The organism is Crassaminicella thermophila, assembly GCF_008152325.1.
GTDB lineage: Bacteria > Bacillota > Clostridia > Peptostreptococcales > Thermotaleaceae > Crassaminicella_A > Crassaminicella_A thermophila.
Map to the genome: position 1 here is coordinate 1248187 of NZ_CP042243.1, position 15116 is coordinate 1263302.

Below are 15116 nucleotides of genomic sequence, written 5' to 3' on the forward strand. Positions count from 1 at the left end.
AATAAATATATAATTATATGAAATGTTTTAAAGATTTATACAAATGGAAAGAGGGTGGAGATGATTCAAAAGAGATTCTATACCGATATGAATGTTTTAAAATCCATTTCAAAACCGTTTAAAAGAATAGGTGTACTGCATAAACTAATAAAGGATCCTAATGTATCATTTTACAAAAAAATAATGCTTATAGGTGGATTAATATATGTCATTAGTCCTATAGATATTATTTCAGATCCTATTTTAGGCTTTGGATTTATAGATGATGCTGTATTAATGGTATATATTATTTCAAAAATATCAGACCAATTAGATAAATATATAGAAAAAGATTATGGAAAATTTAATAAAGAGAAGATTATTGAAGATGTAGAATATAAAGTACATGATGAACACGAACATTAATTAGATATTTAAAAATAATATACACATAATAATGAATTATGTTATAATAACCTTATCAAAAATAAGAGAGGTGAATGCTTTGAAATTAGATGTAGCACAAATTTTATTTTCAGAACAAGAAATTGAAGAAAAAGTAGCTGAATTAGGAAAGCAAATTACGAAAGATTATGAAGGAAAAGATTTGATATTAATAGGTGTTCTTAAGGGTGCAAATATTTTTATGAGTGATTTAATGCGAAAAATAGACATACCAGTGACAATTGATTTTATGGCTGTATCTAGTTATGGTTTATCAACAGAAAGTTCAGGGGTTGTAAAAATTTTAAAAGATTTAGATCAAAGTATAGAAGACAAACATGTGATTATTATAGAGGATATTATAGATACAGGACTTACATTGCACTATTTATGTGAAAATTTATTATCTAGAAAGCCAAAAAGCTTAAAAATTTGTACATTATTAGATAAGCCTGAAAGAAGAAAAGTCGATATTAATATTGATTACAAAGGATTTGATATACCAGATGAATTTATTATTGGATATGGAATTGATTATGCTGAAAAATATAGAAATCTTCCATATGTAGCTACTTTAAAGAGAGAAGTTTATGAAAAATAAGTGATCTTAAAGAATAAAAAAATTCTTTAATTCCTATACTAATACCGAAACTTATTCAAAAAGTATAGGAGTGATATAATGGTACAGAATCCAAATTTTGAAGAAATCAAAGAAAGATTTAGAAATGCAAATGTTGATGAAAAAATAAGAATATATACTACTACTCAAGGATTAACGGTTGATCAATTCAAAGAATTATTAAGAATGTTTCCTCTTCAATATTTAGATAAGCTAGAGAGAGCAATGGCATAGTATTTAAAAAGAACCACTAAGTGGTTCTTTTTGATATAGTATCTTTTTATTGTTTTAGTCTATTGTTTTATGTACATATTATACTTATAATATATAAGTAATCAATATTTTAACTTTATTAATTGATTTTATAGGAGGATATTTTTTTGAAGGCATTAGTTATTTTAGGAAGTCCAAGAAATAAAATGAATACAGATATAATATTAAACAAGGTAATAGAAGGATTAGAACATAAAAAGGTTTTTGTTGAAAAGATTGAACTTAAAAAATTAAATATTAAACCGTGCATATCTTGTTATGCTTGTGCAAAAACAGGTATTTGCTATATAAAGGATGATATGCAGAAAATATATGATAAATTTGATAAAGCTGATATTGTTGTGGTGGCTTCTCCTTTATATTTTAATTCTGTGACGAGTATTACAAAAACTATGATAGATAGATGTCAAGTGTTTTGGTCTAGTAAATATGTTTTAAATAATCCATCTATTGATAGATATAAAAAGAGAATGGGAATGTTTATTTGTACTGCTGGTGGAGTGCAAAAAGAAAATGGTTATTTAGGTGCTACTCTTGTAATGGATCTATTTTTTAAAGCAATAAATACAGAATATAAGTATAATTTTCTTATAGATCATACAGATGATGTATTTGTTAAAGATCGGCCTGATGTACTTAAAAAAGCTTTTGAAATGGGGAAAAAATTAGCTGAAATTTAATTAATTGCTCGAAAAATTATAATTATTCATTTTGATAAAACTATATATGTGATATAATGTATTCGTATTGCTATAGTTACCTATACATAAATCATTACATATAAACGAAGGAGTGAATTTTTATGTCAAACAATTTTGTGCCTGTTGGATTATCCAATAGACATCTTCACTTAAGTCAAGAACATATTGAAATTTTATTTGGAGAAGGTTACGAGTTAACAAAATTTAAAGATTTAAGTCAGCCTGGACAATACGCTTGTAATGAAAAAGTTGATATTGTTGGACCAAAAGGAACACTTAAAGGAGTAAGAATTTTAGGACCAGCAAGAGGAAAAACTCAAATTGAGATCTCTCTTGCAGATGGATTTGTTTTAGGAGTAAAACCACCAGTAAGAGATTCTGGAGATTTAGCAGGAAGCCCAGGAGCGAAAATTGTTGGACCAAAAGGTGAAGTAACAATTGAAGAAGGGGTTATTGCAGCTGCTAGACATATTCATATGCATACTTCAGATGCAGAGAAATTTGGGGTAAAAGATAAGGATATTGTTAAAGTAAAAGTTGAAGGTAAAAGAGGAATGATTTTTGAAAATGTGTTGGTAAGAGTACATCCAACATATGCACTTGAAATGCACGTTGATATGGACGAAGGAAACGCTGCAGGCATTAAGAATGGTGATATGCTTGAGGTTTTAAAATAGTTTATAAATGAAAAGAATGGCTTTTGTGCCATTCTTTTTTATATACTTATTAATTTTTATTTACACGTTAAATCTAAACAATATTACATCTCCATCTTGTACGACATAATCTTTTCCTTCTAGTCTTACTAGACCCTTTTCCTTTGCATTTGCCATGCTTCCTGCTGCAACTAAGTTATCAAAGCTAATGGTTTCAGCTCTGATAAATCCTCTTTCTATATCTGTGTGAATCTTTCCAGCTGCTTGAGGTGCTTTTGTACCTATTTTTATAGTCCATGCTCTTACTTCTTGTGGACCAGCTGTTAAGAAACTTATAAGACCAAGCAATCTATATCCAGCTTTGATTAATTTATCAAGGCCAGATTCTTCAAGTCCTAATTCTTCTAAAAATTGAGCTTTTTCTTCATCATCAAGCTCTGATATTTCTGATTCAATTTTAGCACATACTACAACAACTTCTGCATTTTCAGTTTTAGCATGTTTTCTTACTTCTTGAACCATTGCGTTATCATTATCTTCTAATAAATCTTCTTCAGAAACGTTGGCAACATAAATGATTGGCTTATAAGATAACAAACTAAATCCTTTTATCATTTCTTGTTCATCTTCTGTTAAATCTAGAGTTCTAGCAGATTTTCCTTCTTCAAGAGTTTGTTTGATTCGTTCTAATAAATCTAATTCTTTTTGTAAAGATTTATCACCTTTAAGTAATTTTTTTGTTTTTTGAATTCTTCGATCAATTACTTCGATGTCTGAAAAAATTAATTCTAAATTTATTGTTTCAATATCTCTTAAGGGACCTACGCTACCTTCTACATGTACAATATTTTCATCTTCAAAACATCTTACTACATGAATAATTGCCGCAACTTCACGGATATGAGATAAGAATTTATTTCCTAAACCTTCTCCTTTGCTTGCTCCTTTTACAAGACCTGCAATATCGTAAAATTCAATAGCAGTAGGAACTACTTTTTGCGAATCATACATTTCTCTTAATATTTCTAGTCTTTTATCAGGAACGGAAACAACGCCAACATTTGGTTCTATGGTACAAAATGGATAGTTTGCTGATTCAGCACCAGCTTTTGTGATAGCATTAAACAGTGTACTTTTTCCTACGTTTGGTAAACCAACGATACCTAATTTCATTCGTAACTCTTCCTTTCAAACGATCTATGTGATTTTTATACAAATTAAATTATAACTGATAAAGTTGAGTAGTTCAACAAAAACAAATTATATACCTATATAAATAGAATATATTTAAATAAAATACTTATACTATTTATAAAAATAAAAGGGAAGGTGAAAAAAATAGACAGAAAAGAGCAAATCAAAGAAATTCTTTATTATGTAGATAATCATAGAGATGAACATATTAGCAGGAATATTTGTGCTAGAATATTAGGAGAAACTGATAGAGTTAGCATTGATGATGAAATGATTAGAGAGTTAAAAGTAAAGTTACCAACAACAAAGCAAGAGGAAATCACATCGATATATAAAGCTATTCATTAATAAAGCATTATGATTAAGAGAAAGATAGGACAGTTGATCCTATCTTTTTTCATATTTAATTGAAAAAATCAATAGAATGAAATAGGAGGTGAATTTTTTTGAAAATGATAGAAAATATAAAAACGTTTTTTTTGTCTATTATATTTGCTATATTTATTTTATGTTATTTTGTATCTTTTGGTATGCTCGAAAGATTTTCAATTATTATGATAACTTTGTTTATTTATACCTATATAAGGAATATAAAAAAAATTACTATGAAGTGTCATTGTACTGTATTTACTGGAATTGTTTTAGGAATTATTTTATGTAGTTATATTTTGTTTTTTTTTGAATACAAAAATGATATTAAAAAGGAACCAAGTACTATTAGTAAGAATGAAAATACAGCTGTATTATTATTGTTTGATGGAGAACCGGAAAGGTATGATTTACCTGTTCTTTTGAAAAATATGCATACTAATGATAACTTAAAAAATAGAATTTATATTCCTTTTAGATTGTACCAGTACAAAAGAGCTTATGAGCACATAGGAATCAGTAGATACAATGATATAAGTAAAAATTTAAGGGAAAAGCTGTTAAAGCACTTAGATGAGGGGTATGATGTTTATGTTGCTTATTTAAATAACAAACCATATTATAAAGAAATAATTTATGAAAAAATAATAAAAGAAAATTATAGTAAGGTTATTGTTGCACCAATTTTTTTGACAGAATCAAAAGCTTATAAACGAGCTGTCTATGACTTAGAAATGGAAAATTTATATGCTAGTAACGGTATGTTAAAATTTATGTCGCCTCTTTGGGATAGTGAAAAAACTGCAAAATCTATTGTAAAACAAGTATGCAAAATAAACTCTAAAAAGAATGAGGTAGGAATTGTTTTTAATAGCTAGAGATTCTGAAAGTATGAATAGAGAAAATTTTGATGCGAAAGTAATTAATCAAGAACAATCATTTATGGAAAAGATAAAAACATTGCTTATTGAAAATGGTTTTGAGGATAGGAAAATAAAATTTACAGGATTGGACTTTCATGAGTTAGAAATAAAAAAAGTTATAGGAGAACTCCAACAATATGGTGTTGGAAAAATATTATTAATAGGGGTAAATGATATTACTGATAAAATAGAAAATCAATATAAATTGGAAAGATTCATTGAAAAATTCAAAAGGACAGAAGATATAGATATTTGCTATATAAAAGGATGGGGAGAAAGTGATTTGCTTATAGAAGAATTAGAATTTAGAATAAGACTAATGAATGTAGAAAAGTGGAATGAATAGCAATAAAGAAAGCATAAATGTGTATATAATGGATAACATAAACTATAATAAATAGTGACAAGCATGCGAATTTACGTTATAAATAGATTAGGGAAAATAAACCAAGGAGGGATAAATTTGCTAAATAGATTGAAAACTATAAAAATAGGGAAAAAAATAAAATTACATATGATCAAAACTGATAAATTTAAAACTAACTTAGTAAGTGTATATTTTCAAAGACCATTAGTAAAGGAAGAAGTTACAAAAAATGCTTTATTATCTATGGTATTACCGAGAGGTACGAAAAGCTACATAAGCTCAAAGGAAATTTCTAAAGCATTAGAGGGACTGTATGGTGCTTTTATAGGGTGTGATGTAGCAAAAAAAGGTGAAAGAAACATTATTCAGTTTAGAATGCAGCTTGTGAATGACAAATATGTAGAGGACAAAGAGGTATTCATAAAAGGTATGCAGATTCTAAATGAGTTTATACATGATCCGTATTTGGTAGATGGTTGCTTTAAAAAAGATTATGTAGACCAAGAAAAAGAAAATTTAATTAAAAAGATTGAGGGACGCAAAAATGATAAAATGAAATATTCGTATGAGCGATGTATAGAAGAAATGTGCAAAAATGAGAATTATTCTTTGTATGAATATGGAAGTATAGAGGATTTAAAAAACATTTCAAATGAATCTTTATATGAGCACTATAAAAAAATTATTCATTCTACACCTATTGATATTTGTGTCGTTGGAGATTTTGATGAAAAAGAAATGGAAAGTTTAATTGCAAAAAAGCTTAATTTTAAGCAAGAAGGAGTAATATCAGTAGAAAGAGAGAAGATTGAATGTATTCCTGATGATGTAAAAATTATTGAGGATGAGATGGATATAAATCAAGGAAAGTTAAATCTTGGATATAGAACTAATATACCTTTTGAAAGTGAACTTTATTATCCTTTGTTGGTATATTCAAATATCTTTGGGGGAGGACCTAACTCAAAGCTTTTCAAAAATGTAAGAGAAAAAGAAAGCCTTTGCTATTATATATTTTCAAGGGTAGAAAAATTTAAGTCATTAATGTTAATTGGTTCAGGCATAGAATTTAATAATTATGACAAAACAGTTTCATTAATCAAACAGCAAATGGAAGAGATGAATAGTGGTAATTTTTCTAATGAAGATATAGAAAGTGCTAAAAATTCAATTATTACTTCTATTCGATCCATGACAGATAGTCCTTATATGCTTGCTGATTTTTATTTTAGCCAAGCTATAAGTAATAATGAGGATACATTGGATGAGATGATTAAAAAGATTAGAACAGTAGATAAAGAACAAATTATTACAGCAGGAAAATCCATTAAATTAGATACAATATACTTCCTAAAAGGTAAAGGGGAGGTTCGATAAATATGACAATTAAACAAATTGAAAGTAAACTGTTAAAAGAAAAAATGGTATTAAAAGAATTACAAAATGGTTTAAAAATATTTTTTATGCCAAAGGAAGGTTATACAAAACAATATGCAATATTTGCAACAAATTATGGTTCTAATGACAGTAAATTTATTGTGCCTGGAGAAAGTGAGGTAACAAAAGTTACTGATGGAATAGCGCATTTTTTGGAACATAAGTTATTTGAAGAAGCTGAAGGAAATATATTTGATAAGTTTGCTGAACTAGGTTCAAATGTAAATGCTTACACAAATTTTACTTCAACTTGCTATTTATTTTCATCTACAGATAGGTTTTATGAGAACTTAGAGCTTCTAGTAAAGTTTGTACAGTCTCCTTATTTTACTGATGAAAATGTAGAGAAGGAAAAAGGGATCATTGGACAAGAAATAAAGATGTATGATGATAACCCAAACTGGAAAGTATTTTTTAATGCATTAAAAGCTATGTATCATAATCATCCAGTAAAAATTGATATTGCAGGAACGATTGAGAGTATTTCTAAAATAACAAAAGAAGATTTATATAAGTGTTATAATACTTTTTATGATCCATCAAACATGATTATCTTTGTTATAGGAGATGTAGATGAGAATAAGGTCTTTTCTATAATAGAAAAAAATCAAAAAAAAGAAGAAAAAGTAGAAAAGAAAATAGAAAGAATTTATCCAGATGAACCAGATACAGTAGTACAAAATATTATTGAAGAACAACTAGATGTATCTATTCCTTTATTCAATATAGCTTTTAAGGATACAAATAATGGTTTGAATGGTCGTGCTCTTTTAGATAAAGATATATCTACAAAAATATTATTAGACATGTTATTTGGCAAAAGTTCAGATTTGTATACGAGCCTTTACGAAGAAGGATTGATTAATGACACTTTTGAAAATGAATATACAGGGGAGATAGATTATGGATATTCTATGTTAGGAGGAGAATCTAAAAATCCTAAAAAAGTTTTAGATAAAGTACTAGAATATATAGAAAATATGAAAAATAAAGGATTAAGTAGAGAAGATTTTGAAAGAATTAAAAAGAAACACATAGGGCAGCATTTAAGTTATTATAATTCTGTAGAATTTGTAGCAACGACTTTTGTAGCCTATCATTTTAAAAATATAAATATTTTTGATTATATTGAAGCATTAAAGAACATAAAATTTGAAACTATTCAAGATAGATTCAAAGAACATTTTAATGCTAAAAGATGTATCTTGTCTATTATAAGTCCAAAAACCTTTGAATAAAATAATAAAATTAATTATAATAGATTTAATGGTTGTCAGTATTTCTGACAACCAAAATATTTTAAAGGAGTGATTTGATTTGGATCCAGTAGCTTTTAAGTTGTTCGGATTAGAGATAAGATGGTATGGAATTATTATTTCAATAGGAATGGTATTAGGAACAATAATAGCAATAAAAAGAGCGAAAAAAGAAAATATTTCTGAAGAAAAGGTTCTTGATTTACTCCTATTTGCAATTCCTTCAGCAATCATTGGAGCAAGAGCTTATTATGTAATTTTTAATTGGAAATATTATGCTGGAGATATTTTTAGTATTTTAAACATCCGAGGAGGAGGCTTAGCAATCCATGGAGGAGTTATAGGAGGGGTTTTGGTAGGTTATCTTTATTGCAAGAAGCAGAACATTTCATTTAGAAAAATGGCAGACATATGTGCTCCAAGTATCATATTAGGACAAGCAATAGGAAGATGGGGAAATTTCGTAAATCAAGAAGCTTATGGAGGACCGACAGATTTACCTTGGGGAATTATGATAAATGGTGTAAAAGTACACCCAACATTTCTATATGAATCAATATGGGATTTTTTAGTGTTTTGTTTTTTGATTTGGTATGATAAAAGGAAAAAATTTGAAGGTGAATTGATTTTATTTTATGCAGCTTTATATTCTGTAGCAAGATTTTTTATTGAAGGCTTAAGGGTAGATAGTTTAATGCTTGGACCATTTAGAGTAGCTCAACTGGTAAGCATAACAGCTATTTTATTAGCAGGTACTATTATCTATATTGGTAGAAAAAATACGTCTAAAATAGGCTGAATTTGTTGAAAAAGTATATACTGACGATAAATGTAATTGAATTGTAACATGATTGTCATATTATACAATTGACATATTTTTTAAATCATAATACTATATATTTGTGTTAAATTTTGTGAACAAATTGATAGATTATGGGGTGTAGAGATGCCAAAAGGGAATATAGAAAAATTACAGTATAAGTTGAACCATCTTATAGAATTAGAATACAACTATGAAGAAATTTATAATATCAGTGTTGAGTTAGATAAACTTATTGTTGCTTTTTATAAAAATAAAATGATTAAATAAATATAATGGTTTAGATGAAACCTTTAAGTATTTTGAGCTTAAAGGTTTTTATTATTGTTTTAAATAGTATTTTATACCTATAAAAAAATAGATTTCACTAGAAGGATTTTTTATAAAGTTATAGAAATAATTTAGAAGTGGTGAGAAGTGGTGGAAAGTGGTGGCTTTTTCCCAAAATGGGGTGGGAAATGTGTTTATTGGAGAATATTTTCATACAATTGATACAAAGGGAAGAGTAATTATCCCTTCTAAATTTCGAGAAGAATTGGGAGAAAAGTTTATAATAACAAAGGGGTTAGACAACTGTCTGTTTGTGTATCCACAAGAAGAATGGAAAAACCTTGAAAACAAGCTCAAACAATTACCTTTAACAAGTAGAGATGCTAGAGCTTTTGTAAGATTCTTTTTTTCAGGAGCAACGGAATGTGAATTAGATAAACAAGGAAGAATAACCATTCCACCAAACTTAAGAAATCATGCTAAGGTTGATAAGGAGATTGTAACAATTGGGGTTTCAACAAGGGTAGAAATTTGGAGTAAGCAACAGTGGGAACTTTATAATGAAACTGCTGATTTAAGCTATGATGATATTGCTGAAAAAATGGTTGAGCTAGGAATCTAAATATTTTATTAAAGAAAGACAGATACTACTTTTAAAACTAAGAAAGCAGGTGACAATTTGAATTTTGAACATGTATCAGTACTACTAGAAGAGACAATTGAAAATCTTAATATAAAATCGGAAGGAATTTATGTAGATGGCACATTAGGAGGCGGAGGTCATGCATCTGAAATATGTAAAAAATTAAGCGAAAATGGATTGTTTATTGGAATAGATCAAGATGAAGATGCGTTAAATGCTGCAGGAAATAGATTGGGAAAATATGAGAATAGAAAGATTTTTGTGCATGATAATTTTTCAAATATAAAGAATATATTATTTGAGAAAAATATTAAAGGTATTGATGGGGTTGTACTTGATTTAGGGGTGTCATCTTATCAGTTGGATGAAGCAAGTAGAGGTTTTTCATATATGCAAGATGCACCTTTAGACATGAGAATGGATCAAAGAAAAGATTTTAATGCAAAAGATGTGGTGAACAATTATGATGAGAAAGAATTGGAACGAATTATAAAAGAGTATGGAGAAGAAAGATGGGCAAAGAGGATAGCAAATTATATTGTTAAGGAAAGAAGTAAAAAACAAATTAATACTACGGGAGAATTAGTTGAAATAATAAAAAATGCTATTCCAGCTTCAGCAAGACGTACTGGCCCACATCCGGCAAAACGTACTTTTCAAGCTATCAGAATAGAAGTAAATAATGAACTAGGTATACTAGAGCAAACCATTCGTGATATATCAGAAGTTTTAAATCCTGGTGGTCGAATTTGCATTATTACATTTCATTCCTTAGAAGATAGAATTATTAAAAATGTTTTTAAAGATTTAAGTACTGCATGTAAGTGTCCGCCTGAATATCCAATATGTCAATGCAAAGGAAAAGCAATTTTAAAGAGAATAACAAAAAAACCAATTCTGCCATCATCGAAAGAATTAGAAATGAATCCACGTTCTAGAAGTGCAAAACTTAGAGTAGCAGAAAAACTTTAAAAGTTCTAAAAGGGGGAAGGGGTGAATAATTTGGTATTAGCACAAAGAAAATATAATTATCTTGAAGAACAAGCAGAAGATAAAAAGCAGAAACAGTATAAAGAGATTAAGAACAAAAAAAACAAAGAAATAAAAGCTATTCATAAACTACAAATGATTTTTAGTTTAATAGTCATTGCAAGTTTATGTATAGGAATCATATTTGGATATGTGAAGCTTACAGAGTTAAAATATAAAATTAACGGCTTAAACAAGGAAATAAAACAGTTAGAAGCACATATTGAAAATTTGAGAGTTGAAGTTGAAGGCATAAAGAGAAGTGATATTATCGAAAAAAAGGCAAAAGAAGAGTTAGGAATGCAATTTGTAAAAAAAGAACAGATGGTATATTTAAATATAAATAGTGATAATATTGTAAATAGATCAAATGAAGAAAAAAAAGAAGCAAATAAAAATATGAACGATACTAGTTTGTTAACAAGTGTAAAAGGAAAAATTAATAAGATTCTTGCACTATTAGATTAGATTGGATTCAAAATAGGGGGGACAGTAGAATTGGCAACACCTACTATTGCTAATAAGAAAAGATTGGTTTTCTTTCTGTTTTTTGTAAGCTTTGCTTTATTTTTGTTAATATTCAGGATTGGATGGATTCAAATTGTAAAGGGAGAAAAATATAGACAACTTGCACATATTCAGCAAACAAGAGATATTCCGATTCCTGCTAAGAGAGGGATTATATATGATCGAAAAGGAACAGAATTAGCCATTAGCGCAAGTACGAACACAGTTTGGGCAAGACCTGCAGAAGTTGCAAGTTCAGGTAAAGTTGATGAAATTTCTAAAAAGTTATCTGAAATTCTTGAAATGGATGAAAAGGAGATAAAAGAAAAGTTATCGAAGAAGAATGTTGGATTAATTAAGATAAAAAAATGGATTGATAAAGATAAGGCAGATGCTATTAGAAAAGAGAAGCTAGAAGGAATATGGATTGCAGAAGATAATAGAAGACATTATCCTTTTGGAAACTTTGCTGCACATGTGATTGGTCATACAACAGATGATAATCAAGGTCTTGTAGGTATTGAGCGTGAGTATGACAAATATCTAAGTGGCTTACCAGGAAGATGGATAAAAAATACAGATGCAGCTGGAAGACAATTACATTATGGGATAGAAAAATATTATGAAGCAGAAAATGGACTAAACGTTGTACTAACAATTGATGAAGTCATACAACACTTTACGGAAAAGGCAATAGAGGATGCATTAGCAAAAACACAAGCAAAGAGAGTTTTTGCTATTGTAATGGAACCGAAAACAGGTGATATTTTGGCTATGGCGGTTAAACCTGATTATGACCCAAATAAGCCAAGAATACCATTAGACGAAAATAAACGAAGATTGTATGAAACATTAGATAATAAAGGTAAACAGAAAATTTGGAATGAAATGTGGAGAAATCCAATAATCAGTGATACGTATGAACCGGGGTCTACATTTAAGCTAATTACATCAGCTGCAGGATTAGAAGAAGGAGTTGTTACACCAGATTCACCTTTTTATTGTAAGGGATATATTGTTGTATCAGGACAAAGGTTAAAATGCTGGAGATATTATCGGCCTCATGGAGCAGAAACTTTTACGCAAGCAGTGCAGAATTCTTGTAACCCTGTATTTGTTGAAGTTGCACAAAGATTAGGGCTTGACAAATATTACGAATACATAGAAGCTTTTGGCTTTAATAAACCTACAGGAATTGATCTGCCAGGTGAAGGGCGAGGGATTATTCAAAATAAAAAGTATGTAGGGCCTGTAGAATTAGCTACAATATCTTATGGTCAAGGGATATCTGTAACACCTCTTCAGTTAATTAATGCTATATCAGCTATTGGTAATGATGGAAAATTAATGGAGCCAAGAATTGTTAAAGAATTAGTAGATGATTCAGGCAATGTAATTCATAGATATGAGCCAAAGATGATTAGACAAGTAATATCAGAAAAAACTGCTAAAGAATTACGTTTGATTATGGAAACGGTTGTTACAGAAGGATCAGGTAAAAAAGCGTATATACCTGGATATAGAGTAGGAGGAAAAACTGGAACAGCAGATAAAATTGTAAATGGAAGATATGCTAAAGGAAAAGTATATTCCTCTTTTGTTGCATTGGCACCAGTTGATGATCCAAAGCTTGCGGTATTAGTGGTTATAGATGAACCACAAGGTGTTCATTTTGGTAGTCAAACGGCAGCTCCGGTTGCACATGATATTATAAGAGATTCTTTAAGGTATTTAGAAGTTGAGCCAAAGTTTAATGAAGATGAAACTAAACAATATGAAAAGCAGGAAGTAGTTGTGCCTGAGGTTAGAAATTTATCTTTAAAAGATGCTGCAAAGGTTTTAGGAGAATGTAAACTACAATACGAAACAGAATCTTTAAATGTTGAAAATCCAGATGCTGTTATTATTGATCAATTTCCAAAACCAGGGGCAAAAATACCAGAAAAATCTATTATTATTCTATATTTAAAAAAAGATAATAACCTAAATTAGTTTTACAAAATAATAATAAAATATATGTTATAATGGAAACAAATAAAATAGAAAAGGCAACTTAAATCGAAGTTATATTACTTTGAATTAAGTTGCCTTTTAATGAGTTTTGTTTATGATTAAGCATCTAAGTCTATAATATAAAAATAGGAAATATTTACATAAGGAGAGATATTATGAAAATCAATGAATTGTTGAATAATGTATCAATTATTGAAACAATAGGAGATATGGATATAGATATAGAAGGGATTGCATATGATTCTAGAAAAGTTAAAAATAATTATGTATTTGTTTGTATCATTGGAATAAAAACTGATGGACATAATTATATTGATCAAGCAGTTAAAAATGGGGCAAAAGTTTTAATATTGGAAAAAAATATTGCACCAATAGAAGGGGTTACGATTATAAAAGTAGAAAATAGTAGAAAAGCTTTGGCAATAATTTCATCTAATTTTTTTAAAAATCCAACAAAAAGCATGAATATAATAGGGGTTACTGGTACTAATGGAAAAACAACTACAACACATTTGATAAAAAATGTTTTAGAAAAAAATGATGTAAATTGCGGATTGATAGGAACCATATCATATCAAATTTTAGATAAAGAATATAAAGCAAATAATACAACACCTGAATCTTTAGAATTACAAAAATTATTTCAAGAAATGAAAGATGCTAATGTAGATACTTGTGCTATGGAAGTTTCATCTCATTCACTAGAGTTAGATAGAGTAGCAGGAATTAACTATAAAATAGGTGTATTTACAAATTTAACAGCAGATCATATGGATTTTCATAAAACAATTGAAAATTACAAAAATGCAAAAGCAAAACTTTTTTATCAGACCTCTTTAGCGAATATTATAAATATTGATGATAAATATGGATATGAGATTGCTGATGAAATAAAAAAACTAAATACGAAGCTTGTAACATATGGGATTAACAAAAAGGCAGAGGTCTATGCAGAGGATATCTGTATTTTTTCAAAGGGTTGTTCATTTACATTAGTTACACCTAAATTTAAGGGCAAGTTAAAAATCACAACTCCAGGAATGTTTTCAGTATATAATGCTTTAGCAGCTATAGCAGTATGCTATGTTTTAGGGTATAATTTTGATCAAATAAAAAAAGGGATTGAATCTGTAAAGGGTGTTTCAGGCCGTTTCGAAACTGTAGAAAATACAGGTGATGTTACAATTATTGTTGACTATTCTCATACACCAGATGCATTGGAAAATGCATTAAATACAATAAAACAATTTGTAGAGGGAAAAATCATAACAGTATTTGGATGTGGTGGAGATAGAGATAAGATTAAAAGACCTATGATGGGAGAAACTGCTGGTAAACTTTCAGATTATTGTATTATTACAAGTGATAATCCTAGGTCAGAACAACCGGATGCAATTATTAAAGATATTGAAGTAGGAATAAAAAAGACAAATTGTAAATATAAAATGATAGTAGATAGAAAAGAAGCAATAAGAGAAGCAATAAAAGTTAGTGAATCTAAGGATATTATATTAATTGCAGGAAAAGGTCATGAAACCTATCAGATTATAGGAGATAAAATAATTGATTTTGATGATAAAAAAGTAGCTCAGGAAATACTGAGGGAGGAAAGATAA

General features: G+C 28.6%; 18 protein-coding genes. 17 read left to right on the forward strand and 1 reads right to left on the reverse strand.

The features are described from left to right. Positions 1-60: 60 nt before the first annotated feature. From FQB35_RS05870 to pduL, 5 genes are all read left to right on the forward strand, one after another. Complete coding sequence (locus tag FQB35_RS05870) at positions 61-405, forward strand: YkvA family protein (protein ID WP_148809089.1); 345 nt, start codon at positions 61-63, stop codon at positions 403-405. A 79-nt stretch (positions 406-484) separates the two neighbouring features. Next, positions 485-1024, forward strand: a complete 540-nt coding sequence (gene hpt / locus FQB35_RS05875; RefSeq protein ID WP_148809090.1) for a hypoxanthine phosphoribosyltransferase — start codon at positions 485-487, stop codon at positions 1022-1024. 78 nt (positions 1025-1102) lie between these two features. Further along, positions 1103-1276: a hypothetical protein gene (locus tag FQB35_RS15805; protein ID WP_168198257.1), complete on the forward strand. Its 174-nt coding sequence runs from the start codon at positions 1103-1105 to the stop codon at positions 1274-1276. A 146-nt stretch (positions 1277-1422) separates the two neighbouring features. Next, positions 1423-1995 carry a flavodoxin family protein gene (locus tag FQB35_RS05880; RefSeq protein ID WP_148809091.1) on the forward strand — a complete coding sequence of 191 codons (573 nt, stop codon included), beginning with the start codon at positions 1423-1425 and terminating at the stop codon, positions 1993-1995. 122 nt (positions 1996-2117) lie between these two features. Beyond that, positions 2118-2693, forward strand: a complete 576-nt coding sequence (pduL, locus tag FQB35_RS05885) for a phosphate propanoyltransferase (RefSeq protein WP_148809092.1) — start codon at positions 2118-2120, stop codon at positions 2691-2693. 60 nt (positions 2694-2753) lie between these two features. Here the strand turns inward: pduL and ychF are convergent, their stop codons facing one another. Beyond that, a complete protein-coding gene (gene ychF, locus FQB35_RS05890; protein WP_148809093.1) occupies positions 2754-3845 on the reverse strand; it encodes a redox-regulated ATPase YchF in 1092 nt (363 codons plus the stop codon). A gap of 156 nt (positions 3846-4001) precedes the next feature. Here ychF and FQB35_RS05895 point away from each other — a divergent pair, with 156 nt between their 5' ends. The 12 genes from FQB35_RS05895 to FQB35_RS05950 all read left to right on the forward strand — a co-directional run bounded on the left by FQB35_RS05895 (position 4002) and on the right by FQB35_RS05950 (position 15116). Continuing rightward, positions 4002-4214: a hypothetical protein gene (locus tag FQB35_RS05895; protein ID WP_207707353.1), complete on the forward strand. Its 213-nt coding sequence runs from the start codon at positions 4002-4004 to the stop codon at positions 4212-4214. Between the two features lie 104 nt (positions 4215-4318). Then, positions 4319-5113 carry a ferrochelatase gene (locus tag FQB35_RS05900; protein ID WP_231701892.1) on the forward strand — a complete coding sequence of 265 codons (795 nt, stop codon included), beginning with the start codon at positions 4319-4321 and terminating at the stop codon, positions 5111-5113. After that, positions 5097-5504 carry a hypothetical protein gene (locus FQB35_RS05905; protein WP_148809095.1) on the forward strand — a complete coding sequence of 136 codons (408 nt, stop codon included), beginning with the start codon at positions 5097-5099 and terminating at the stop codon, positions 5502-5504. The genes FQB35_RS05900 and FQB35_RS05905 overlap by 17 nt, the downstream gene beginning before the upstream one ends. Positions 5505-5621: 117 nt before the next feature. Further along, positions 5622-6902 (forward strand): EF-P 5-aminopentanol modification-associated protein YfmF, encoded by a 1281-nt coding sequence (yfmF, locus tag FQB35_RS05910; protein ID WP_168198258.1) that lies wholly within the window; start codon positions 5622-5624, stop codon positions 6900-6902. A gap of 2 nt (positions 6903-6904) precedes the next feature. Then, positions 6905-8200 carry an EF-P 5-aminopentanol modification-associated protein YfmH gene (gene yfmH / locus FQB35_RS05915; protein WP_207707354.1) on the forward strand — a complete coding sequence of 432 codons (1296 nt, stop codon included), beginning with the start codon at positions 6905-6907 and terminating at the stop codon, positions 8198-8200. Positions 8201-8279: 79 nt separating this feature from the next. After that, complete coding sequence (gene lgt / locus FQB35_RS05920) at positions 8280-9017, forward strand: prolipoprotein diacylglyceryl transferase (RefSeq protein WP_148809097.1); 738 nt, start codon at positions 8280-8282, stop codon at positions 9015-9017. Positions 9018-9164: 147 nt separating this feature from the next. Continuing rightward, on the forward strand, positions 9165-9308 hold the full coding sequence (locus tag FQB35_RS05925; protein WP_148809098.1) for an aspartyl-phosphate phosphatase Spo0E family protein: 144 nt from the start codon (positions 9165-9167) through the stop codon (positions 9306-9308). Between the two features lie 190 nt (positions 9309-9498). Further along, complete coding sequence (mraZ, locus tag FQB35_RS05930; RefSeq protein ID WP_148809099.1) at positions 9499-9930, forward strand: division/cell wall cluster transcriptional repressor MraZ; 432 nt, start codon at positions 9499-9501, stop codon at positions 9928-9930. Between the two features lie 57 nt (positions 9931-9987). After that, positions 9988-10923 carry a 16S rRNA (cytosine(1402)-N(4))-methyltransferase RsmH gene (gene rsmH, locus FQB35_RS05935; RefSeq protein WP_148809100.1) on the forward strand — a complete coding sequence of 312 codons (936 nt, stop codon included), beginning with the start codon at positions 9988-9990 and terminating at the stop codon, positions 10921-10923. Between the two features lie 21 nt (positions 10924-10944). Then, complete coding sequence (gene ftsL / locus FQB35_RS05940) at positions 10945-11448, forward strand: cell division protein FtsL (protein WP_148809101.1); 504 nt, start codon at positions 10945-10947, stop codon at positions 11446-11448. Positions 11449-11478: 30 nt separating this feature from the next. Beyond that, positions 11479-13479, forward strand: a complete 2001-nt coding sequence (locus tag FQB35_RS05945) for a stage V sporulation protein D (RefSeq protein WP_148809102.1) — start codon at positions 11479-11481, stop codon at positions 13477-13479. 176 nt (positions 13480-13655) lie between these two features. Then, positions 13656-15116 carry a UDP-N-acetylmuramoyl-L-alanyl-D-glutamate--2,6-diaminopimelate ligase gene (locus FQB35_RS05950; protein ID WP_148809103.1) on the forward strand — a complete coding sequence of 487 codons (1461 nt, stop codon included), beginning with the start codon at positions 13656-13658 and terminating at the stop codon, positions 15114-15116.

What these genes read in the sequence shown, in the direction of transcription:
- FQB35_RS05925 (WP_148809098.1), top strand. Translation starts at nt 9,165, where the DNA reads ATGCCAAAAGGGAATATAGAAAAATTACAGTATAAGTTGAACCATCTT.
- FQB35_RS05900 (WP_231701892.1), top strand. Translation starts at nt 4,319, where the DNA reads ATGATAGAAAATATAAAAACGTTTTTTTTGTCTATTATATTTGCTATA.
- pduL (WP_148809092.1), top strand. Translation starts at nt 2,118, where the DNA reads ATGTCAAACAATTTTGTGCCTGTTGGATTATCCAATAGACATCTTCAC.
- ychF (WP_148809093.1), bottom strand. Translation starts at nt 3,845, where the DNA reads ATGAAATTAGGTATCGTTGGTTTACCAAACGTAGGAAAAAGTACACTG.
- FQB35_RS05950 (WP_148809103.1), top strand. Translation starts at nt 13,656, where the DNA reads ATGAAAATCAATGAATTGTTGAATAATGTATCAATTATTGAAACAATA.
- yfmH (WP_207707354.1), top strand. Translation starts at nt 6,905, where the DNA reads ATGACAATTAAACAAATTGAAAGTAAACTGTTAAAAGAAAAAATGGTA.
- FQB35_RS15805 (WP_168198257.1), top strand. Translation starts at nt 1,103, where the DNA reads ATGGTACAGAATCCAAATTTTGAAGAAATCAAAGAAAGATTTAGAAAT.
- FQB35_RS05870 (WP_148809089.1), top strand. Translation starts at nt 61, where the DNA reads ATGATTCAAAAGAGATTCTATACCGATATGAATGTTTTAAAATCCATT.